Source organism: Burkholderia lata (genome assembly GCF_902499335.1).
Taxonomy (GTDB): domain Bacteria; phylum Pseudomonadota; class Gammaproteobacteria; order Burkholderiales; family Burkholderiaceae; genus Burkholderia; species Burkholderia lata_B.
Genome location: NZ_CABVQK010000011.1, coordinates 84,443 through 106,316, shown reverse-complemented (window position 1 = coordinate 106,316; position 21,874 = coordinate 84,443). Strand labels below are relative to the sequence as shown.

The window sequence follows — 21,874 nt, the reverse complement described above, 5'->3', positions numbered from 1 at the left end:
AAGACCGGCTAGCCATGAATATCGAAACGTCGACGGACCCCAGCCTGGATGCAGGCCACTCCGGGCCCGACTATGCCCGCCGCAATCCGCTGGAAATCGGTGTGCAGCTGCGCAACCTCGTCAATCGCGGCGATTTCCTGACCGTCCAGTATCCGGGCGGCCAGCTCGTCACGCGCCTGCTCGAGGTGGATGTCGGTGCGCGGACGTTTACGTTCGATTGGGGTGCGCTGTCGGAGCAGAACGCCAGCATCCTCGGCGCGTCGCACTGCACGTTCGCGGCCGCGCCGGAGGGCGTGCGCGTCGAATTCTCCACGGGCACGCCGCGCGAGTCGCGCTTCGAGGGGCTGCCCGCGTTCGTCGCCGATTTCCCCGACGTGCTGATGTGCATCCAGCGCCGCGAATATTTCCGCGTCGATGCGCCGATCGTCGATCCGTTCCTGTGCCGCGGCAAGCTGCCGGACGGCGAGAGCTTCCTGTTCGAGGTGCACAACCTGTCGCTCGGCGGCGTGGGGCTGCGCACGGCCGACGAACGCGTCGAGGCGCTCGAGGTCGGCACGCTGCTGCCCGACGTCGAACTCGAGCTGACCGGCCACGGCAAGCTGTCGCTCGACCTGCAGCTCGTGTCGCAGCGTTCGACGCAGATGCCGAACGGGTCGCGGCGCTACCAGCTCGGCTTCCGCTACATGTCGCTGCCGGGCAGCGCGGAGAACACGCTGCAGCGGCTGATCACGCAGCTCGAAATGAAGCGCCGCTCGCTCGCGCGGGCCTGACGCGCAACCGGCGGTCGGCCCCGCCCGGGGCGGCCCGCGGGGCGTTTGCGGCACCATCGGCCGCACGCCTGAACCGGCGACGCGCGAGTGCGCGTCGCGCGTGCATTTTTTCCTCAATTTTCTGAATTCGCGGCCGTTATACCGGGAGTCACGCAACCCGGCGGCCGCAGCGCGGCCGGCTCATCAGGATCGCGCATGTCCAACACACTCATGAACCTCGGCGTCAGCGGCCTGAATGCCGCGCTCTGGGGCCTCACGACGACCGGCCAGAACATCAGCAACGCGGCAACGCCCGGCTATTCGGTCGAACGCCCCGTCTATGCCGAGGCGAGCGGCCAGTACACGAGCAGCGGCTACATGCCGCAGGGCGTGAACACCGTCACCGTGCAGCGGCAGTACAGCCAGTACCTGAGCGACCAGCTGAACGGCGCGCAGACGCAGAGCGGCGCGCTGTCGACGTGGTATTCGCTCGTCACGCAGCTGAACAACTACGTCGGCAACCCGACGTCCGGCATCTCGACCGCGATCACGAACTACTTCACCGGGATGCAGAGCGTCGCGAACAGCGCGTCCGACTCGTCGGTGCGGCAGACCGCGATGAGCAACGCGCAGACGCTCGCGAACCAGATCACGGCGGCCGGCCAGCAGTACGACGCGCTGCGCCAGAGCGTGAACACGCAGCTGACGAACACCGTCACGCAGATCAACTCGTACACCGCGCAGATCGCGCAGCTGAACCAGCAGATCGCGTCCGCGAGCAGCCAGGGGCAGCCGCCGAACCAGCTGATGGACCAGCGCGACCTCGCGGTGTCGAACCTGTCGAACCTCGCCGGCGTGCAGGTCGTGCGCAACAGCGACGGCTACAGCGTGTTTCTCGCGGGCGGCACGCCGCTCGTCGTCGCGAACAAGAGCTACCAGCTCGGGACCGTCGCGTCGCCGTCCGATCCGAGCGAGCTGACCGTCGTGTCGCAGGGCATCGCCGGTGCGAACCCGCAGGGGCCGAACCAGGCGCTGTCCGACGCGTCGCTGTCGGGCGGCACGCTCGGCGGCCTGCTCGCGTTCCGCAGCCAGACGCTCGACCCGGCCCAGGCCCAGCTCGGCGCGATCGCGACCAGCTTCGCCGCGCAGGTCAACGCGCAGAACGCGCTCGGCATCGACCTGTCGGGCAACGTCGGCGGCAACCTGTTCACGACCGGCACCCCGATCACCTACGCGAATCAGGGCAATACCGGCAACGCGGCGCTGTCCGTGTCGTTCGCGAACCCGTCGCAGCCGACCGCGAGCGACTACACGCTGTCGTACGACGGTGCCAAGTACTCGCTGACCGACCGCGCGAGCGGCGCGGTGGTCGGCACGTCGACCTCGATGCCGGCGTCGATCGGCGGGCTGAACTTCTCGTTCTCGTCCGGCTCGATGAACGCCGGCGACAAGTTCACCGTGCAGCCGACGCGTGGCGCGCTGAACGGCTTCGGCCTCGCGACGTCGAACGGCTCGGCGATCGCGGCGGCGGCGCCGTACGTGCCGTCGGCCACCAAGACGAACACGGGCACCGGCACGATCGGCGGGCTGACGGTCACCAGCGCGACGGCCGCGGCCAACCCGCACAACTACACGATCACGATGGGCGGCACGACCGCCAGCCCGACCTACACGGTCACCGACAACACGGCCGTGCCGCCGACGACCACCGCCGCGCAGGCGTACCAGGCCGGCACGCCGATCACGCTGACGGCTGGCGTCACGGTCACGGTGTCGGGCACGCCGACGGCCGGCGACACGTTCACGGTCGCGCCGAACACGGGCGGCACGAACGACGGCAGCAACGCGCTCGCGCTGTCGAAGCTCGTCAGCGCGAAATCGTTCGGCAACGGCACGACCACGCTGACGGGTGCATATGCGAACTACGTGAACAACATCGGCAACACGACGAGCCAGCTGAAATCGTCGAGCGCCGCGCAGACCTCGCTGATCGGTCAGATCACCGAAGCGCAGCAGTCGGTGTCGGGCGTGAACCAGAACGAGGAAGCGGCCAACCTGATGCAGTACCAGCAGCTCTACCAGGCGAACGCGAAGGTCATCCAGACCGCTTCGACGCTGTTCCAGACCGTGCTCGGCCTGTTCAACTGATTTCGGGGATCAAAGCGATGCGGATTTCCACCACGCAGTTCTACCAGATGAACGTCGCTCAGATGAACGATCAGCAGGCGCAGCTCTCGCAGCTGTACCAGCAGATCTCGAGCGGCGTGAGCCTGTCGACGCCGGCCGACAACCCGCTCGGCGCGGCGCAGGCCGTGCAGCTGTCGATGACGTCGGCGACGCTGTCGCAGTATTCGGCGAACCAGAACACCGCGCTGTCGTCGCTGCAGGCGGAAGACCAGTCGCTCATCAGCGTCAACAACCTGCTGAACAGCATTCATACGGTCGTGATCAGCGCCGGCGACGGCTCGCTGTCCGACAGCGATCGCTCGGCACGGGCGACGCAGCTGCAGGGCTATCGCGACCAGCTGCTGACGCTCGCGAACTCGACGGACGGCGCGGGTAACTACCTGTTCGCGGGCTTCAAGACGGCCACGGCGCCGTTCTCGAACGCACCGGGCGGCGGCGTGACCTACAGCGGCGACGCGGGCTCGCGGCAAGTGCAGATCGCCGACACGCGCTCGATCGCGCAGGGCGACAACGGCGCGAGCGTGTTCCTGTCGGTGCCGATGCTCGGCAGCCAGCCGGTGCCGCTTGCCGGCGCGAGCAACACGGGCACGGGCACGATCGGCTCGGTGTCGATCACGAGCCCGTCGGCCGCGACCAACACGCACCAGTTCACGATCAACTTCGGCGGCACCGCGGCCGCGCCGACCTATACGGTGACCGACAATTCCCTTCCGCCGCCGGGCAACGTGACCGCCGCGCAGCCGTATTCGGCCGGCGCCGGGATCACGCTCGGCAACGGCCTGTCGGTGCCCGTGTCGGGCAGCCCGGCACCCGGCGATTCGTTCACGGTCACGCCGGCGCCTCAGGCCGGCACCGACGTGTTCGCGGCGCTCGACTCGATGATCGCCGCGCTGAAGGTGCCGGTCAGCAGCAACACGACCGCCGCCGCCGCGCTCCAGAACGCGATGACCACCGGCACGACGAAGCTGAACAACATGATGACGAACGTCCTCACCGTTCAGGCGTCGGTCGGCGGCCGCGAGCAGGAAATCAAGGCGATGCAGACGGTGAACCAGACCAATACGCTGCAGGTCACCAGCAACCTGTCCGACCTGACGAGCACCAACATGGTGTCGACGATCAGCCAGTTCCTGCAGATGCAGAACGCGCTGACGGGCTCGCAGAAGGCTTATGCGCAGCTGCAGAACCTGTCGCTGTTCCAGTACATCAATCCCTGATGCATGACGCGCCGGCTGCGATGTGAGCGCACGCTTACGTCGCGGCCGGCGTCAACCGCCGCCCGTGTCTTTCCATGCGCGGACGGTCGCCTCACCGGGCAGCGCGATCGTGCCCCGGTTCACGCCACGGCAAGCCGCGCGTCTCGCTTGCCGGCCCCGCTCGCCGGCCCGCGCATCAGTCCGCTTGCCAGCCCCATTTCCGCTCCGTAAACTCGCGCCAGATTCCAGACCGGCGCATCTTCCGCAGCCGGCGACCGACAGGAGCCCCTTTTCCCCATGTCCGATTCCTACTTCCCGCGCTGGCGGGTGCAATCGACCGGCGCGGCATCGCGCGTGGTCGGCCCCGACGAGCGCCTGGCGTGGCCGCAGATGGTCGCGATGGGCGTGCAGCACGTCGTCGCGATGTTCGGCTCGACCGTGCTCGCGCCGCTGCTGATGGGCTTCGACCCGAACCTGTGCATCTTCATGTCGGGTATCGGCACGCTGCTGTTCTTCGTGCTGGTCGGCGGCCGCGTGCCGAGCTACCTCGGCTCGAGCTTCGCGTTCATCGGCCTCGTGATCGCGGTGACCGGCTACGGCGGCAGCGGCCCGAACCCGAACATCCCGGTCGCGCTCGGCGGGATCGTTGCGTGCGGCGTCGTGTACGTCGCGCTTGGCGCGCTGGTGCAGGCGATCGGCACGCGCTGGATCGAGACGCTGATGCCGCCCGTCGTGACCGGCGCGGTGGTCGCGGTGATCGGGCTGAACCTGGCGCCGATCGCGGTCAAGGGCGTGTCCGGGTCGACCTTCGAATCGGTGATGGCGCTCGTCACGGTGCTGTGCGTCGGCGGCGTCGCGGTGTTCTCGCGCGGCATGGTGCAGCGCCTGCTGATCCTGGTCGGGCTGGTGATCGCCTATGCGATCTACGCGGTCGCGACCAACGGGATGGGGCTCGGCAAGCCGGTCGATTTCTCGATCGTCGGGCATGCGGCCTGGTTCGGCGTGCCGAGCTTCCGCGCGCCGGTGTTCGATCCGCACGCGATGCTGATGCTGGCGCCGATCGCGGTGATCCTGGTCGCCGAGAACCTCGGCCACATCAAGGCGGTCAGCGCGATGACGGGCACCAGCCTCGATCGCTACGTGGGCCGCGCGTTCATCGGCGACGGGCTCGCGACGATCGTGTCGGGCAGCGTCGGCGGCACGGGCGTGACGACCTACGCGGAGAACATCGGCGTGATGGCCGTCACGCGGATCTACTCGACGCTGGTGTTCGCGGTCGCCGCGCTGATCGCGATCGTGCTCGGCTTCTCGCCGAAGTTCGGTGCGGTGATCCAGACGATTCCGGGCCCGGTGCTCGGCGGCGTGTCGATCGTCGTGTTCGGGCTGATCGCGGTGACGGGCGCGCGGATCTGGGTCGTCAACAAGGTCGACTTCTCCGACAACCGCAACCTGATCGTCGCGGCCGTCACGCTGGTGCTCGGCGCCGGCGACTTCTCGCTGAAGATCGGCGGCTTCGGGCTCGGCGGGATCGGTACCGCGACGTTCGGCGCGATCATCCTGTACGCGATCCTGCGCAAGGAAAAGGAACCGGGCCCGGTGGTCTGAACCGCCGGCGGGCGGTGCCTTGCCGCCCGCGTCATCTTCCGCGTCGAACGTCGATGCGCTACGCGCCGACATTCGACTGCGTTTGCAGCCACGCGCAGAACTGCGCGACGAGCGGATCGTCCGCCGGCGCGCGCGGCGCGATCCACCAGTAGCTGCGCGTCGCGATGCGCGGCCCCTCCAGCGGCATCACCAGCCGGCCGCTCGCGAGCTCGTCGTCGATCAGCGGCAACGGGCCGAGCGCGACGCCAAGGCCGTCGACGGCCGCCTGCAGCGCCAGGTAGAAGTGGTCGAACGACTGCCGCTTGCGCCCCTTCATCGTCACGCCGGCCGCCGCGAACCAGTCGCGCCAGCCTTCCGGCCGCGTATCCGAATGCAGCAGCACGTGGCGCGCGAGATCGTCCGCGCGGGCGATCGGCGCGCGCTTGAGCAGCGCGGGGCTGCAGACCGGAATCACGCTTTCGTCGAGGAAGTGGCCGCTCGTGCAGTTCGGCCAGTGGCCGGGGCCGCGGCGGATCGCGACATCGAAGCCGTCGAGCGCGTCGAGCGGCGCGTTCGACGTCGACAGCTTCAGCTCGACGTTCGGCACGTCGCGCTGGAACCGCGACAGGCGCGGCAGCAGCCATTTCATCGCGAAGGTCGGCAGCGCATTGATGCGCAGCACGCGTGCCGCGCCCGTGTTGCGCAGCTGCTCGGTCGCGAGCGCGATGCTGTCGAACGCCGCGCGCACGGTGTCCAGGTAGCGGCGGCCTTCGTCGGTGAGCTTCACGCGCTTGCCGTAGCGGTGGAACACCGGCTTGCCGAGCCAGGCCTCGAACCCGGCGATTTGCCGGCTGATGGCACCGTGAGTCACATGCAGCTCGTCGCCTGCGGCGCTGAAGCTTTCATGTCGTGCCGCGGCTTCAAAGGCCCGAAGCGCGGAAAAGGGCGGGAGATCGCGTGCCATGCTTGTGATTCTAGATCACAAGGGCGCGCCGATAAAATCGTTTTGCCGGCATTCCGAACGGCGGTAACCTCGGGTCACCGTTTGATAAGGAACCCCATGCAATCCGCTTCTCCGCCTGCCGCCACGCCGCCGGCCGCGTCACCCCGCAGCGTCGGCCTTGCCGAGCTGTTCACCGGTTTCCTGTCGCTTGGCCTCATGTCGTTCGGCGGCGCGCTGCCGTTCGCGCGGCGCACCATCGTCGAAGAGCGCAAGTGGCTCTCCGCCGACGAATTCACCGATCTGCTCGGGCTGTGCCAGTTCCTGCCGGGCGGTAACGTGATCAACCTGTCGGTGGCCGTCGGCATGCGCTTTCGCGGCGTCGCCGGCGCGTTCGCCGGCATTCTCGGGCTGATTGCCGGCCCGACGCTCGTCGTCGTCGCGCTCGGCGTGCTGTACGCGAAGACGCAGAACGATCCGCACGTGCAGCACCTGTTCGCGGGGCTCGCCGCGGCGGCGGCCGGGCTGCTCGTCGCGATGGCCGTGAAAGTCGCGAAGCCGCTGCGGCACGCGCGCGCGGCGGCCGGCATCGCGGCGCTCGCGTTCGTCGCGATCGCGGTGCTGCGCATCCCGCTGCTGACCGCGATGCTCGTGCTGACGCCCGTCAGCATCTGGCTCGCGTCGCGCCGCCGCGACGCGGACACGCCGCAACCAGTGCCGGCCGCGGCGCGCGATACGCAGCAAGGAGGCCGGCCATGAACGACACGCTGATCGCCATCGCGACGATCTTCAGCCAGTTGTCGCTGCTCGCATTCGGCGGCGGCAACACGATCCTGCCGGAGATGCAGCGGCAGGTCGTCGATGTCCATCACTGGATGAGCGCGCACGAGTTCACCGCGCTGTTCGCGCTGGCCCAGGCGGCGCCCGGGCCGAACATGATGATCGTGTCGCTGGTCGGCTGGCACGTGGCCGGCTGGAGCGGGCTGCTGGTCGCATCGCTCGCGAAGTTCGGGCCGTCGTCGATCGTCACCGTGCTCGCGCTGCACGCGTGGGAGCGCTTTCGCGACCGGCCGTGGCGCCGCTACGTGCAGCAGGGGATGATGCCCGTCACGGCCGGGCTCGTTGCGGCGAGCGCGGTGCTGATCTCCGAGGCGTCGAACCGCACGGCGATCCAGTGGGGCATCACGGCCGCGTGCGCGGTGCTCGCGTGGCGCACGCGCATCCATCCGCTGTGGCTGCTCGCGGGCGGCGCGCTGATCGGGCTCACGGGCGTCGGGCAGTGAGCTGTCCGTCACGCCGCCGGCCGTTGCCGGTGGCGGTCGCCCGCTACTGCGACGCCGGCCGGTCGCTGTTCACGATCCCGAGCAGCCGGCCGCGCTCGCTGCCGACGTCGTCCGTCGTAGCCGGCCAGTCGACCACATAACCGGCCTCGAGCGCATCGCGCATGATCGTGCCGTAGTCGGCCTTCGCGACCCTGCCGCCGCGCAACGCGTCGGCCACCTCGTGCTTCAGCTTCGGCGTGAACGACGGATAGGCGGCCACCAGCGCCGCGTACTGGCGCGCGTCGATCTCGCCCGATTCGCGGTTGAACGCCCAGACGGCCACCAGCACGATCGCGGCGAACGGGATCACGGTGAAGCGCAGGAAGAACTTCGCGAGGGTCATTCGAAGGCTCGGTGAGGAGGCGCGGGGCGGCGGCCGGGGTGCAACCGGGTTCAGGCTGCCCGGTATACTCGGCCGGTCCCGCGGCGGCGAAACCTGCGCTGCGGGCACGTTCCGGCCGGCGGCGATACGCGGCGGGAATCCGCACCCCGACGGCGATCATTATATTGGCGCGCGGCACACGGCGATGCCCGGCCGCGCAGCGCCGGCGGCGTTCGCGCCGGCCGGCAGGACTGAATTTCGCACCGCCCGCCGCGCGCGGCCGGGCGGCGCGCACCACGGGAGGCTCGATGGATCTCGACGGCGCCAGCCGCAATCTCACTGTCGCCGCGTTGCTGACGCTGTCCGGCGGCTACCTCGACGCGTACACGTATGTCGGCCACGGCCACGTGTTCGCGAACACGATGACCGGCAACGTCGCGCTGCTCGGCATCAACCTGTCGGCCGGCGAATGGGCCGCGGCGCTGCATCACGTGCCGCCGCTCGTCGGCTTCGTGATCGCGGTGTTCGTCGCGCACCTGCTCGGCCTCGCCGCGCAGCGCGGCTGGATGAAGCACACGGCGTTCACGAGCCTGCTCGTCGAGATCGCCTTTCTCGCCGTCGCGGCGAGCGGCCTCGTCGGCGCGTCGAGCGCATGGCTGATTCCGGGCATTTCGTTCGTCGCGACGCTGCAGACGCTGTCGTTCACCCACCTCGAGGAGCTGTCGTACACGTCGGTGATGACCACCGGCAACCTGCGCCGCGCCGCGCAGAAGCTGTTCGTCGGGCTGATCCCGCGCTACGACGCGGGCGCGCTGCACGACTCGGCGCTGCTCGCGACGATCAGCTTCTGCTTCCTGGCCGGCGCGGTGGTCGGCGGCCTCGTCACGCGGCTCGTGCCGGAGGTCGCGCTGTGGGGCGCCGTGCTGCTGCTCGTCGGCGCGTTCGCGGAAATCGTGCGGCGTGCGTGGCGCCGACACACGGCCGACGGCGGGCCGGCGGCGGCGTGACCGCGCATCCCGCGGGCGCACCCCTGCGTGTGCCCCGAGCGTGCGTCCTTTCCGCGGCATCTGCCGCGCGATCCTTACAGACCTGACGTACCGCAAGCCGCGCGAGCGGCCGCTGCCGTGCGGCGTCCGCCGCCCGCCGGGCAAGCCTTGCGCGCGCGGCGTTGTGCGCGGGCGACAGTTCCGCCGTTACCGCGCATTTCAATTTCTTTCAGCGATGGCACTCGTCATATGATTCAGCCCACATCGCGCGCGCCAAGAACGTGAGCGATCGCCACCCGGCTGCGCACGCGGCCGGCCATGAATGGAGACACCTACAAATAGGAAAGCTCATGAAGCAGACCACCCGACTCGCAGCCATCGCAGGGGGCGCCGCACTCGCATTTGCCAGCCAGTACGCGGCAGCACAAAGCTCGGTCACGCTCTGGGGCGTCGCCGACGCCAGCATCCGCTACCTGACCAACGCCAACGCCAAGAACGACGGCCTGCTGTCGATGGCCAACGGCGCGATCACGAACAGCCGCTTCGGCATCTACGGCACGGAAGACCTCGGCGGCGGCCTGAAGGCCGTGTTCAACCTCGAGAGCGGCGTGAACCTGCAGAACGGCGGATTCGCCGACAGCGGCCGCCTGTTCAACCGCGCGGCGTACGTCGGCCTGCAGAGCCCGTACGGCACGGTGACCCTCGGCCGCCAGAAGACGCCGCTGTTCGACCTGCTGTCGGACACCTACGATCCGCTGACGGTCGGTAACTACCTCGAAAACGCATGGCTGCCGGTCGCACTCGGCGGCGGCCTGTATGCGGACAACCAGATCAAGTACACGGGCAAGTTCGACGGGCTGACCGCGAAGGCGATGTACTCGACCGGTACCAACTACGAATCGACCGGCGCCGGCGGCTTCTCGGGCCAGATCCCGGGTTCGCTCGGCAAGGGCAATGCGTGGGGCGTGTCGCTGTCGTACGTGATGGGTCCGCTCAGCATCGCGGCCGGCGCGCAGCAGAACAGCGACAACTCGGCACGCAAGCAGACGATCTATCACGCGAACGTCGTGTACGCGTTCAGCAAGGCGAAGATCTACGCGGGCTACCTGCGCTCGAAGGACGACACCGGCTTCGTCGACAGCCTGCTCGCGCAGCAGTCGATTCCGGTCGCGAAGGGTACGGGCCGGATCGACGACGGTCCGTTCGCGGGCGTGAGCTGGCAGGTCAGCGCGCCGCTGACGCTGACGGGCGCGTTCTACTACGACCACATGCGCAATGCGATGACCACGAACGGCACGCTCGCGAGCGGCAACCGCTATGCGATCGTCGGCATCGCCGAGTACGCGCTCAGCAAGCGCACGGAAGTCTACGGCACCGTCGACTTCAACAAGACGAACGGCGCGGCGAACGTCGAGCTGCCGGGCCGCAGCAACCAGACCGGCATCGCGATCGGCCTGCGCAATATCTTCTGACGAACGTCGGAACGCATGTGCCGGCAGTCGTCCGGCATGCATCGAAGGGGCGCCGCGAGGCGCCTCTTTTTTTTCGTCACGCGACCTTCATACGCGCGCACGACTATTCGGCAAATGCTTCATCACGAGACCCCCGCGCCGTAAGGGATCCGTCGGCAATCCAGAACATACTTTTACAGTGCGCGCGAAGGCTTTCCGCTACGCTGCGTGCATCGCCCGTTGCGTGCCGCCAGGCGCGCGCGTGCGTCGTTCCGGTCGCGCTCGGCGAGTGCGGCCGGCCAGGTGCGTAACTTGTGTATCCGGTGATGACAATCGCGGTCCGCCGGTTTTTTTCGTGGGACGATGCGCTCACGATTTTCTTGAAAGGGGATGACGATGGGTATCCTGAACACCGTGGGTGAAATCGCTGGCGCAGTCGCAGCTGTCGAAGGCGCGGAAAAGCTGGATCCGGATGCGGGCCTGCTGACCAAGGCGGCCGCCGCCGTCGCCGGCTTCAAGGGTGCGGAGGCGATCGAAGGCTTGCTCGAGAAGAAGGAAGAGCAGCCGCAGCAGGCAGACGACACGCAGGCGACGGACGGCAGCGACACGTCGCAGGCATGAGCATGGCGGCTGGTCCGGCCGTGGGCGCGCCCTTCGCGCGCCCGGGCGGACCGGTGCCGCGCAGCCGGCAGGTCGGGCATGCGGTCGATCGGTGACGCATGGCACACCCGGTAGCCGGTTTGACCGGCGAGAGGCAATGTCTCTCGCCGTTTTTTATTGGGCGCGCGCATGGCTGCACCGTGCGCCGCAAGAATTCCGGAATCTTGCTATCGTGCCTTCATCCGAACTGCGATGAGGGAATGCGATGGATTTCGACTACGACCTGTTCGTCATCGGGGCCGGCTCGGGCGGCGTGCGGCTCGCGCGCATGTCCGCGTCATACGGCGCGCGTGTCGGCATAGCGGAAGAAGAGCAGATCGGCGGCACCTGCGTGCTGCGCGGCTGCATTCCGAAGAAGCTGCTCGTCTACGCATCGCACTACCCGCACGAAGCTGAGGACGCGAAGGGTTTCGGCTGGACCTTCGGCGCCGGCACGCTCGACTGGCCCGCGCTGATCGCCGCGAAGGATCGCGAGATCAACCGGCTGAGTGACATCTACATCAACCTGCTGCGGCAATCGGGCGTCGAGATGCACGCGGGGCGCGCGACGTTCGTCGATGCGCACACGGTCGCGATCGGCGATCGCACGATCCGCGCACGCCACATCGCGATCGCGACCGGCTCGCGCCCGTCGCTGCCGGCGCGGCCCGGCATCGAGCATGCGATCTCGTCGCGCGAGGCGCTGTCGCTTGCCGCGCTGCCCAAACGCATCGCGGTGGTCGGCGGCGGCTATATCGCGGTCGAGTTCGCAGGCATCTTCAACGGCTTCGGCAGCCACGTCGACCTGTTCTATCGCGGCGAGAAGATCCTGCGCGGCTTCGACGACGACGTGCGTCAGTTCCTGACCGACGAGATGACGAAGCAGGGTGTCGCGATCCACGCGCGCTCGGTGGTCGAGTCGATCGAGCGCGCGGACGACGGCACGTTGACCGTGCGCGTCGGCGATGCGCGGCACGGGCCGTACGACGAAGTGCTTTATGCGACCGGCCGCGTGCCGAACGTCGACGGGCTCGGGCTCGAACAGGCCGGCGTGATGCTCGACGCGCGCGGCGCGATCGCCGTCGATGCGTATTCGGCGACGTCGGTGCCGTCGATCCATGCGATCGGCGACGTCACGTCGCGGCCGCAGCTCACGCCGGTGGCGACGCGCGACGGCGGGCTGCTCGCCCGCACGCTGTTTGGCGGATCGCGCGTCGCGGCCGATCACGAATGGGTGCCGTCGGCGGTGTTCAGCCAGCCCGAAGTCGCGACGGTCGGCCTCACCGAGTCGACCGCGCGCGACCTGTACGACGGTGACGTCGACATCTACCGCACGTCGTTCAAGGCGCTGCGTCATACGCTGTCGGGCCGCGACGAGCGTACGCTGATGAAGCTGGTCGTCGCGCGCGACAGCCAGCGCGTGGTCGGCGCGCACATGGTCGGCCGCGATGCGGGCGAGATCATCCAGGGCATCGCGATCGCGATTCGCGCGGGTGCGACGAAGGCGCAGTTCGACGACACGATCGGCATCCATCCGACTGCTGCCGAGGAGTTCGTGACGATGCGGCAGAAGGTGGCCGACTAGCGGGAGCTGGCACGCGCGTGCCTGCGCGCGCGTGCGTCGAATGTGCGCCGGATTGCCGGATCGGGAATGGGCCGACGAGCGATTTGTCGGCGTAGCAAAGCCCGATTATTTCCGATGATTGTTTTCAATATATTGGCAATGCGGGGAGATGCCGAAAGCGATATATCTCAATATTGTCGGGCCAGCGATCGATGCGCCGCCGCAAAAAAAGATAATCAAGGTGCTCGGTTCAGATGCTGGAGAATCATTGCCCGGCAAGGGTTTGGGGCGGATTCGACGGCGCCGTTCACATCAGCAAGAAAATCGTCAATTTTTATCAAGACACCTCGTCTCGATAAACAGGCTTGATATGATCGCGAAAAATCATATTCGGGGCCGATCATGCGCGATCAACAGCGCAGTTACCAGAATCAACAAGTAACGCACGCACGCGAGCCCGTCGCGTATCGCGTTGCCCATCCGCATCGACTTCGTGTTGCAACACGTCCGTTGCACGCACCCGCCCATTACCTACCGCGATCGCCTGCCTGGCGATGAATGCGTACGCGTGCATCGCACCGATGCTTGCACGCATGTTCGTACCGTAGCCGATTCGACTGCCGGTTCGTCCGCGAGCCGGCGTGCCCGCACCGGGCCATCTTTCCATGCAAGGAGACCAGCAGTGAACATTCAGACACGACGTACCGTCCTCATGGCGGCTGCGGTCGTCGCAGCGCTGTCCGGCTGCGCGACCGAATCGTCGCGCACGCTTGACGTGCCGGCCGTCAGCAGCGCGCAGAAGCCGTATGCGGGCAAGCCCGTCGCGATCGCGGTCGGCAAGTTCGACAACCGCTCGAGCTACATGCGCGGCATCTTCTCGGACGGCATCGACCGCCTCGGCGGGCAGGCGAAGACGATCCTCGTCACGCGCCTTCAACAGAGCCGCCGCTTCAACGTGCTCGATCGCGAGAACCTCGACGAGATCAAGCAGGAAGCGGGCTTCATGAAGAAGGCGCAGGCCGTGAAGGGCGCGAACTACGTGGTCACGGGCGACGTGACCGAGTTCGGCCGCAAGGACGTCGGCGATCACCAACTGTTCGGCATTCTCGGCCGTGGCAAGACGCAGGTCGCGTACGCGAAGGTCAACCTGAACATCGTCGACACGACGACGTCGGAAGTCGTCGCATCGAGCCAGGGCGCGGGCGAGTTCAGCCTGTCGAACCGCGAAGTGATCGGCTTCGGCGGCACCGCCGGCTACGACTCGACGCTGAACGGCAAGGTGCTCGATCTCGCGATCCAGGAAGCCGTGAACCATCTCACCGAGCAGGTTGACGCCGGCGCACTGAAGACCGCGCCGTAAACGCCGCGCGCGCCGGGGCCGGCGCCGCAGGCGATCGAATCACCATGACATCAAAAGAGAAGAGACCATGAAACGGGGTAACTGGCTGCCGGCGACGGCCGCCGCATTGCTGCTCGCGGGCTGCGCGAGCTCGACGCCGCCGCTGTATCAGTGGACCGGCTATCAGCCGCAGGTGTACGAGTACTTCAAGGGGCAGAAGTCGCCGCAGGAGCAGATCGACGCGCTCGAAAAGGCGCTGCAGGAGATCCGCGGGAAGGGCCATACGCCGCCGCCGGGATTCCATGCGCATCTGGGGATGCTGTACGCGAGCGTCGGCAGCGAACAGCAGGCTGAACAGGAACTGCAGGCCGAGAAGCAGCTGTTCCCGGAATCCTCGACCTACATGGATTTCCTGCTGAAGAAGAAAACCGGCGCGCCGAAAGCGGCGGATCCGAAGGCCGCCGTGCAGAAGGGTGCCGGCCAGACGATCGCCGGCCAGAAAAATGCCGATCCGACCACCGCCAAACAGTGACGCGCCCGCCATGTTCAAGTCTCTCTCATTCAAGCTGATGTCCGTGCTGTCGCTCGTCGCGCTGCTGAGCGCGTGCGCGCAGCCGGTGAAACGCCCCGACTACACGGCATTCAAGAAGAGCCAGCCGCGCTCGATCCTCGTGCTGCCGCCGGTCAACGAAACCTCCGAGGTCGGCGCGACCTACGGGATGCTGTCGCAGATGACGCTGCCGCTCGCCGAGTCCGGCTATTACGTGGTGCCGGTCGCGGTGATGGACGAAACCTTCAAGCAGAACGGCCTGACCAATGCAGCCGAGATCCAGGAGACGCCGCCCGCGAAGCTGCGCGAGATCTTCGGCGCGGACGCCGCGCTGTACACGAAGGTGTCGCAGTACGGCACCGTGTACCGGATCATCGCGAGCGCGACGGTCGTGTCCGCGTCGACCAAGCTCGTCGACCTGCGCACCGGCGACGTGCTGTGGCAGGGCCACGCCAGCGCCGCGAGCGACGAAGGCGGCAACAGCGGCGGCGGCGGCCTGATCGGCATGCTCGTGGTGGCGGCGGTCAAGCAGATCGCGAACACGCTGATGGACCAGAGCCACGACGTCGCCGCGTTCACGAGCGGGCGGCTGCTGACGGCAGGGCCGCCGACCGGCCTGCTGTACGGCCCGCACTCGCCGAAGTACGGCACCGACTGACGGGCAACGCTTGACGGACGCCGCTGCGCGCCGTTGAAGCAAAAAAAGGCCGCGCGGATGCGCGGCCTTTTGCGTGGGTGGCGGGCCGGAAAAGCGGCGCGTACGCCGCCGCTCAATGCACGCCGAATGCGTCGAGCAGCCGGTACCAGCTCATCGCGAGCACCAGCGCCGGCGTGCGCAATGCCTCGCCGCCCGGGAAGTCGCGATGGCGGATCTTGTCGAACAGGTCGAAGCGGCTCGCCTGTCCGTTGATCGCTTCGGCGATCAGCTTGCCCGCGAGCGCGGTCGTGTTCACGCCGTGCCCCGAGAACCCCTGCGCGAAGTACATCGTCGGCGCGATGCGGCCGAAGTGCGGTGCGCGATTCATCGTGATGTCGACGAAGCCGCCCCAGGCGTAGTCGACCTTCACGTCCGCGAGCTGCGGGAACGTCTTCAGCATGTCCGCGCGCATCGCCGCCGCGAGATCGCGCGGCTCCCGTGTCGAATAGCTGACCTTGCCGCCCCACACGAGCCGCGTGTCGGGTGCCGGCCGGAAATAGTCGAGCACGAAGCGGCTGTCGCAGATCGCCGCGCGCGCGGGCATCAGCGCGGCGGCGCGCGCGTCGCCGAGCGGCTCGGTCGCGATCACGTAGGTGCCGACCGGCATGATCTTCTTCGACAGTGCGGGCGCGAGCGTGCCGACGAAGGTGTTGCATGCGAGCACGACGAAGCGCGCGCGCACGTTGCCGCCGCTCGTCTCGACGACATGGCCGCCCGCGACGTCGCGCACGCGTGTCACGCAGCTGTCCTCGTGGATCCGCACGCCCGCATCGGTCGCCGCGCGGGCGAGGCCGAGCGTGTAGTTGAGCGGATGGAGGTGGCCGCTGTCCGGGTCGTACAGGCCGCCGCAATAGCGCTCGGACTGCACGTAGTCGCCGAGTTCGTCGTCTTCGACGAAGTGGAAGCGGTCGTAGCCGAAGCGCTTCGCGGCTTCGTCGCGCCAGCGTTTCAGCGCGTCGGCGTCGCGCTCGGTGTTCGCGGCGGTCAGGTAGCCGGGCACCAGCGCGCAGTCGATGTCGTGCTGCGCGATCCGCGATTTCACGAGCGCCAGCGTTTCGAGCCCCATGTCCCAGATGCGCTTCACGTCGCCTTCCGGCATGAATTGCCCGAACGTGTCGATGTCGCACGCGAACCCGCCGATCAGCTGGCCGCCGTTGCGGCCGCTTGCCGCCCATCCGACCCGCGACGCCTCGAGCACGGTCACCGAATGGCCGCGCTCGGCGAGGTTGAGCGCGGCGGACAGGCCCGTGAGGCCCGCGCCGATCACGCACACGTCGGCATCGATCGTGCCGGCGAGCGGCGCGTGGCGGGTCGTATCGTTGGCAGTCGCCGCGTAGTAGGACGCGACGTGCGGCTGGTTGGCGAATGTCTGCATGATCAGGAGAACGGTGAAGTTGGGCTCAGAACAGCTCGCGCACGCGGTGGTACAGCATCCCGAGTTCGAGCGCGGGTTGCCGCCATGCGTCGCCGCCGGGGAAGCGCCGGTGACGCATGCGCGCGAACAGGTCGAATGCGCGCGTGTCGCCCGCGATCGCGCCGGCGACCGCGCGCCCGGCGATGCCGGTGAGCGCGACGCCATGACCGCTGAAACCCTGGACGTAGAAGAAGTTCGGATCGAGTGCGCCGAAATCCGGCGCGCGGTTGCGCGTGACGTCGACGAAGCCGCCCCACGCGTGGTCGACGCGCACGTCGCCGAGCTGCGGGAACACGCCGGCCATGCGCCGCCGGATCGTTTCGGCGAGCGTGGCGGGCGACGCGCCGGCCGAATTCGCGCGGCCGCCGAACAGCATCCGGTGGTCGGCCGACAGCCGGAAGTAATCGAGGAAGAAGTTGTTGTCGCACACGGCTTCGCGCTGCGCGATCAGCGCGTCGGCGCGCGCCTGGCCGAGCGGCTCGGTCGCGATGATGTACGACGCGATCGGCGCGATGCGCGCGGCTGTCGCGGCCGGCAGCACGCCGCCGGGGCCCGCGTTGCAGCACGACACGACGAACCGGCAGCGCACGTCGCCCGACGGCGTGCGCACGACGGGCCGCGCACCGCGCACGACGTCGAGCGCGGGCGTATGCGCATACAGCGCGACACCCTCGCGCCGGGCGGCCTCGGCGAGGCCGAGGCAGTACTTGAGCGGATGCAGGTGGCCCGACAGCGGATCGTAGACCCCCGCGAGATAGCGCGTCGACGCGATGCGCGCGCGGATCTCGCCGGTGTCCAGCCATGAAAGCGACGGATGGCCCCAGCGCCGGGTCGCGGCATCCATCCACGCGTGGAGGTCGTCGATGCGGCGGGGTTTCGTCGCGACCGTCAGGTAGCCGCGCGTGAAGTCGCAGTCGATCCCGTAGCGCGCGATACGTTCGGCGATCAGCGTGACGCCGTCGAGCGACAGCGACCACGCGGCGCGCGCGCCGTCGGCGCCGAGCTGACGCTCGATCTCCTCGTCCTTCGCGAAGCCGGTGATCGCCTGGCCGCCGTTGCGGCCCGACGCGCCCCAGCCGGGACGGTGCGCGTCGATCACCGCGACGGACAGCCCGCGTGCGCGGCAGTCGAGCGCCGTCGACAGGCCCGCGAAGCCGGCGCCGATCACGCAGACGTCGACGTCGATCGTCCCGTCGAGCGCGGGATCGTCCACGGCGGGGCGCACAGCCGTCGCTTCGTAGTACGAGTCGCGCGCGAGCGCATCGGCGCGGCGGGTGAAAGACTGCGTCATGAAAACGACTCCCTCGTTGCGGCCGGCGGCGGCGTGTGGCGCACCGTCATCCGGCCGGTAAAAACGGCGCGGGACGCCGTGCGCGCGGCACGGCGTCCCGCGCGGGCTGCGTCAGAACGAATAGATGAACTGCGTCGCGAGCAGGTCGTTGGACTTGCCGTACGATCCGTCGTTGCGCAGGAACACCTTGTTGTTCGCCCAGTCGTGGCGGTATTCGACCTTCACGGTGATTTGCTGGGTCGGGTAGAACAGCAGGTCGAGCGCGACATCCTGGCGCACGGCCCCCTTGCACTCGAAGCCCAGGCCGCCACCGGCCTTCGACATCGCGAGGCAGTCCGCGTCGACGCCGAAGCCGTTGCTCGGATCCATCCCGTTGCCGTTTAGCGCGATGCCGCCACCGCCGCCGCCGTTCTTCGAGTTGGCGAGCAGGTCGTAGCGCAGCGTCACGCCCATGCGGCCGACCACCGGCGCGTTGAACTTGCGGTGCGCGAGCAGCGACAGGCCGTACCACTGCGCGAGCCCGCCGTTGAACGCCGCATGCTGCTGACGGCCGTAGTCGACTTCCGCGTTGTACTGAATATCGGCGAGCGTGTAGGTCGCGTCGAGCTCGCCGAAGAAGAACGAACCGTATGCGCTCGGTGCCGCCCCGCCCGGGCCGTAGTGCACGACGCCGTTCGCATCGATCGCGCTCGAGAGCGTCTGGCGGCCGATGTTGAACGAACCGCCGAGATCGAGTGCGCTCGACCACGTGTAGTCCGCGCGCGCGGTGAAGGTCGGCACCCTGTTGCTGGTGGTGATCGGATCGCCGAGCGCGTTGGTGCCCGTCGTCGTGACCGAACCGTACGTGCGGTACTGCTCGTTGCCGAGGAAGAACTTCCACGCCCAGTTGCCCTTCGTGTAGTTCGCGCCGATCCCGACGTAGCTGCCCGGATCCGAGAAATCGTACAGCAGGTTGTGCGTGAGCGTGAGCATCTGGTTCGACTGCTGCACCTCGTAGCCGCCGAAGCTCGGGATCAGGCCGGCGACCAGCGTCGTTTCGGCGGTGATCGGCACGTTGATGACCGCGGTGTTCAGCAGGTTGTCGGTGATCGAGCCGCGCGAGTTCTGCAGCAGCGTGATGCCGTTGCCGCGGTTCGGCATCAGCGTGATTTCCGCCGACGGCGCCATCGGGCCGACACCGAAGGTCTTCTTGATGTCGAGGTACAGATCGCCGAACGTGCTGTTGAAGTAGTTGTACGCGTTCTCGTGGTTCGCGAACAGGAACGACGACGTGCCGGCCGCGCGGTTGTACATGTAGGTCGGGTCGATGTAGCCCGTTACCGACAGGCCGGCGAGCGGGCCCGTGTTGGCCGCGTCCGTCAGCGAGTCGACCTTCAGCTGCTGGTTCGCGATCTGCTGCTTCATTTCGCTGACCTCGTCGTTGGTCAGCGCGGCCTGCGCACGGCCGTAATCCGGCGAGCCCGGATCGGCGGCCACGATGACGGCCTTGCCGCCGCCGGCCGTACCGGCGCCCGCGCCGGACGTCGCGACTGCCGTGCTGCCCGGCTTCGCGGCGAGCTGCGCCTGCATCGCCTTCATCTGTTTCTGCAGCGCCGCGACCTGCGCCTGCAGCGCCTTGATCTCGGCGGATGTGGAACCGGCCAGCGCGATGCCCGGCAACGCGCCGGCCACCAGCAGGCAGATCAGTTTCTTCTTCATTGCGGATTCTCCTTGTCGTGCGCCTGTCAAATCGGGATCGAATCGCGCGCCCCCCCTGGGGCAGCGCGTCTTGCTTGTCTGCAGTGCTTGTTATCCTTGAAGCGGGAGGCGGGGCGTCACGCCACCGCGAACGCCGCCTTCATGTCGGCGATGCGGCGCCGTTCGCGCGCGATCATCATCCGGTTCACGACGATCACGCCGATCGTCACCGCCGTGATGAACAGCGTCGCCAGTGCGTTCATCTCCGGGTTCAGCCCCAGCCGCACGCGCGAGAACACCACCAGCGGCAGCGTCGTCGAGCCCGGCCCCGACAGGAACGCCGACAGCACCAGGTCGTCGATCGACAGCGTGAACGACAGCAGCCACCCCGACAGCAACGCCTGCGAGATCAGCGGCAGCGTCACCACGAAGAACACCTTCAGCGGTGTCGCGCCGAGATCCAGCGCGGCCTCTTCCAGCGACTTGTTCATCTCCTTCACGCGCGACTGCACGATGATCGCCACGTACGACACGCACAGCATCACGTGGCCGATCCAGATCGTCAGCATCCCGCGCCCCTTCGGCCAGCCGAACATCTGCTCCAGCGCAACGAACAGCAACAGCAGCGAGATGCCCTGGATCACTTCCGGAATCACCAGCGGCGCGTTGATCATCCCCGTGTACAGCGTGAAACCCTTGAAGCGGCCGAAGCGCGCGAGCACGAAGCCCGCCCATGTGCCGATCACGACCGACGCCGTGGCCGTCAAGAGACCGATCTTCAGCGACAGCCACGCGGCGGTCAGCAGCTCGTCGTCGTCCAGCAGCGCCGAGTACCACTTCAGCGAGAAGCCCGACCACACCGTCACCAGCTTCGACTCGTTGAACGAGTACACGACCAGGCTGATGATCGGGATGTACAGGAACAGGAAGCCGAAGGCGAGAACGCCCGTCGACAGCGGTTTGCTCGGCTTGATCATTTCGCATCCTCCAGTTCCTTGACCTGGTAGTACTGGAACAGCGCCATCGGCACCAGCAGCAGCATCACCATCGCGACCGTCACCGCGGACGCCATCGGCCAGTCCATGTTGTTGAAGAATTCATCCCACATCACGCGGCCGATCATCAGCGTGTCGGCGCCGCCGAGCAGTTCCGGAATCACGTACTCGCCCACCGCCGGGATGAACACCAGCAGGCTGCCGGCGATGATCCCGTTCTTCGACAGCGGCAGCGTGATCCGCGTGAACGCGACCCACGGCTTGGCGCCCAGGTCGTACGCGGCTTCGAGCAGCGTGAGGTCCATCTTCACGAGGTGCGCGTACAGCGGCATCACCATGAACGGCAGGTACGAATAGACCATCCCGATGTAGACGCCCGCGTCGCTGTGATAGAGGCGCAGCGGCGTGTGGATGATGCCGAGCGCGATCAGCGTATGGTTCAGCAGGCCGTCATCCTTCAGGATGCCGATCCATGCGTACACGCGGATCAGGAACGACGTCCAGAACGGCAGCATCACGGCCATCATCAGCACGTTGCGGCGGTTCGGTTCCGAGCGTGCGATGTAGTACGCCATCGGATAGCCGATCAGCAGGCACAGCACCGTCGACACGGCGGCCATCTTCAGCGAGCTGAGGTAGGTCGCGATGTACAGGTCGTCCTGCAGCAGGAACGCGTAGTGCGACATCTGCAGCGCGAAATGCACGACGCCGTCCTTGATCTCGACGAGCGATGTGTACGGCGGGATGCCCATCACCTGGTCGGCGAAGCTGATCTTCAGCACCAGCACGAACGGCAGCGCGAAGAACACGGCAAGCCACACGAACGGCACGCCGATCGCGACGCTGCGGCCCGACGGCAGGAAGCGCTGCAGCATCGCGAAGCGGCCCGGGCGGGCGCGGCCGGCGCCGGTGCTTGCTGCGCCGGACGATACCGGCGCGGACGGAGTGGAAGCGGAGGTTCTCATCGTGGC

At 67.8% G+C, this 21,874-nt stretch carries 20 protein-coding genes; 13 read left to right on the top strand and 7 right to left on the bottom strand.

Annotated elements, in window-relative coordinates; genetic code table 11:
* The first annotated feature begins 14 nt into the window (after positions 1-14).
* From BCO18175_RS26255 to BCO18175_RS26240, 4 genes are all read left to right on the top strand, one after another.
* Positions 15-770 carry a flagellar brake protein gene (locus BCO18175_RS26255; RefSeq protein WP_174985460.1) on the top strand — a complete coding sequence of 252 codons (756 nt, stop codon included), beginning with the start codon at positions 15-17 and terminating at the stop codon, positions 768-770.
* A 195-nt stretch (positions 771-965) separates the two neighbouring features.
* Positions 966-2,897, top strand: a complete 1,932-nt coding sequence (gene flgK / locus BCO18175_RS26250; protein WP_174985458.1) for a flagellar hook-associated protein FlgK — start codon at positions 966-968, stop codon at positions 2,895-2,897.
* A gap of 17 nt (positions 2,898-2,914) precedes the next feature.
* Entirely contained in the window at positions 2,915-4,153 is a 1,239-nt protein-coding gene (gene flgL / locus BCO18175_RS26245) for a flagellar hook-associated protein FlgL (protein WP_174985456.1), read from the top strand.
* A gap of 276 nt (positions 4,154-4,429) precedes the next feature.
* A complete protein-coding gene (locus BCO18175_RS26240; protein WP_174918185.1) occupies positions 4,430-5,737 on the top strand; it encodes a solute carrier family 23 protein in 1,308 nt (435 codons plus the stop codon).
* Positions 5,738-5,795: 58 nt separating this feature from the next.
* Here the strand turns inward: BCO18175_RS26240 and BCO18175_RS26235 are convergent, their stop codons facing one another.
* A complete protein-coding gene (locus BCO18175_RS26235) occupies positions 5,796-6,680 on the bottom strand; it encodes a transcriptional regulator GcvA (RefSeq protein ID WP_174974457.1) in 885 nt (294 codons plus the stop codon).
* A gap of 96 nt (positions 6,681-6,776) precedes the next feature.
* Here BCO18175_RS26235 and BCO18175_RS26230 point away from each other — a divergent pair, with 96 nt between their 5' ends.
* Together BCO18175_RS26230 and BCO18175_RS26225 are read left to right on the top strand one after the other, a co-directional pair.
* Entirely contained in the window at positions 6,777-7,415 is a 639-nt protein-coding gene (locus BCO18175_RS26230; protein WP_174985454.1) for a chromate transporter, read from the top strand.
* Positions 7,412-7,939, top strand: a complete 528-nt coding sequence (locus tag BCO18175_RS26225) for a chromate transporter (protein WP_174985452.1) — start codon at positions 7,412-7,414, stop codon at positions 7,937-7,939. Before BCO18175_RS26230 ends, BCO18175_RS26225 begins: the two co-directional genes overlap by 4 nt.
* A 43-nt stretch (positions 7,940-7,982) precedes the next feature.
* On the opposite strand, the gene BCO18175_RS26220 is transcribed toward BCO18175_RS26225, so the two are convergent.
* Entirely contained in the window at positions 7,983-8,321 is a 339-nt protein-coding gene (locus BCO18175_RS26220; protein ID WP_174918181.1) for a hypothetical protein, read from the bottom strand.
* Positions 8,322-8,608: 287 nt separating this feature from the next.
* Between BCO18175_RS26220 and BCO18175_RS26215 the strand changes: the two genes are divergently transcribed.
* From BCO18175_RS26215 to BCO18175_RS26185, 7 genes are all read left to right on the top strand, one after another.
* Positions 8,609-9,307, top strand: coding sequence for a YoaK family protein (locus BCO18175_RS26215; RefSeq protein ID WP_174985450.1), 699 nt, complete (start codon positions 8,609-8,611; stop codon positions 9,305-9,307).
* Between the two features lie 329 nt (positions 9,308-9,636).
* Complete coding sequence (locus BCO18175_RS26210) at positions 9,637-10,758, top strand: porin (protein WP_174918179.1); 1,122 nt, start codon at positions 9,637-9,639, stop codon at positions 10,756-10,758.
* A gap of 375 nt (positions 10,759-11,133) precedes the next feature.
* Positions 11,134-11,358, top strand: coding sequence for a hypothetical protein (locus tag BCO18175_RS26205; RefSeq protein ID WP_059523072.1), 225 nt, complete (start codon positions 11,134-11,136; stop codon positions 11,356-11,358).
* A 244-nt stretch (positions 11,359-11,602) separates the two neighbouring features.
* A complete protein-coding gene (gene gor, locus BCO18175_RS26200) occupies positions 11,603-12,961 on the top strand; it encodes a glutathione-disulfide reductase (RefSeq protein WP_174974463.1) in 1,359 nt (452 codons plus the stop codon).
* A 667-nt stretch (positions 12,962-13,628) separates the two neighbouring features.
* Positions 13,629-14,300: a CsgG/HfaB family protein gene (locus BCO18175_RS26195; RefSeq protein ID WP_217483929.1), complete on the top strand. Its 672-nt coding sequence runs from the start codon at positions 13,629-13,631 to the stop codon at positions 14,298-14,300.
* A 67-nt stretch (positions 14,301-14,367) separates the two neighbouring features.
* Positions 14,368-14,811, top strand: a complete 444-nt coding sequence (locus BCO18175_RS26190; protein ID WP_174963245.1) for a DUF4810 domain-containing protein — start codon at positions 14,368-14,370, stop codon at positions 14,809-14,811.
* 10 nt (positions 14,812-14,821) lie between these two features.
* Positions 14,822-15,487 (top strand): DUF799 domain-containing protein, encoded by a 666-nt coding sequence (locus BCO18175_RS26185; protein ID WP_174963246.1) that lies wholly within the window; start codon positions 14,822-14,824, stop codon positions 15,485-15,487.
* Between the two features lie 112 nt (positions 15,488-15,599).
* Here the strand turns inward: BCO18175_RS26185 and BCO18175_RS26180 are convergent, their stop codons facing one another.
* From BCO18175_RS26180 to BCO18175_RS26160, 5 genes are all read right to left on the bottom strand, one after another.
* Positions 15,600-16,901, bottom strand: coding sequence for an NAD(P)/FAD-dependent oxidoreductase (locus tag BCO18175_RS26180; RefSeq protein ID WP_174985446.1), 1,302 nt, complete (start codon positions 16,899-16,901; stop codon positions 15,600-15,602).
* A gap of 25 nt (positions 16,902-16,926) precedes the next feature.
* Positions 16,927-18,231 carry an NAD(P)/FAD-dependent oxidoreductase gene (locus tag BCO18175_RS26175; protein WP_174985444.1) on the bottom strand — a complete coding sequence of 435 codons (1,305 nt, stop codon included), beginning with the start codon at positions 18,229-18,231 and terminating at the stop codon, positions 16,927-16,929.
* Positions 18,232-18,342: 111 nt separating this feature from the next.
* Positions 18,343-19,929 (bottom strand): DUF3138 family protein, encoded by a 1,587-nt coding sequence (locus tag BCO18175_RS26170; RefSeq protein WP_174985442.1) that lies wholly within the window; start codon positions 19,927-19,929, stop codon positions 18,343-18,345.
* Between the two features lie 116 nt (positions 19,930-20,045).
* Positions 20,046-20,885 carry an ABC transporter permease subunit gene (locus tag BCO18175_RS26165; protein ID WP_174985440.1) on the bottom strand — a complete coding sequence of 280 codons (840 nt, stop codon included), beginning with the start codon at positions 20,883-20,885 and terminating at the stop codon, positions 20,046-20,048.
* Complete coding sequence (locus tag BCO18175_RS26160; RefSeq protein ID WP_174979498.1) at positions 20,882-21,868, bottom strand: ABC transporter permease subunit; 987 nt, start codon at positions 21,866-21,868, stop codon at positions 20,882-20,884. The genes BCO18175_RS26165 and BCO18175_RS26160 overlap by 4 nt, the downstream gene beginning before the upstream one ends.
* Between the last annotated feature and the right edge of the window lie 6 nt (positions 21,869-21,874).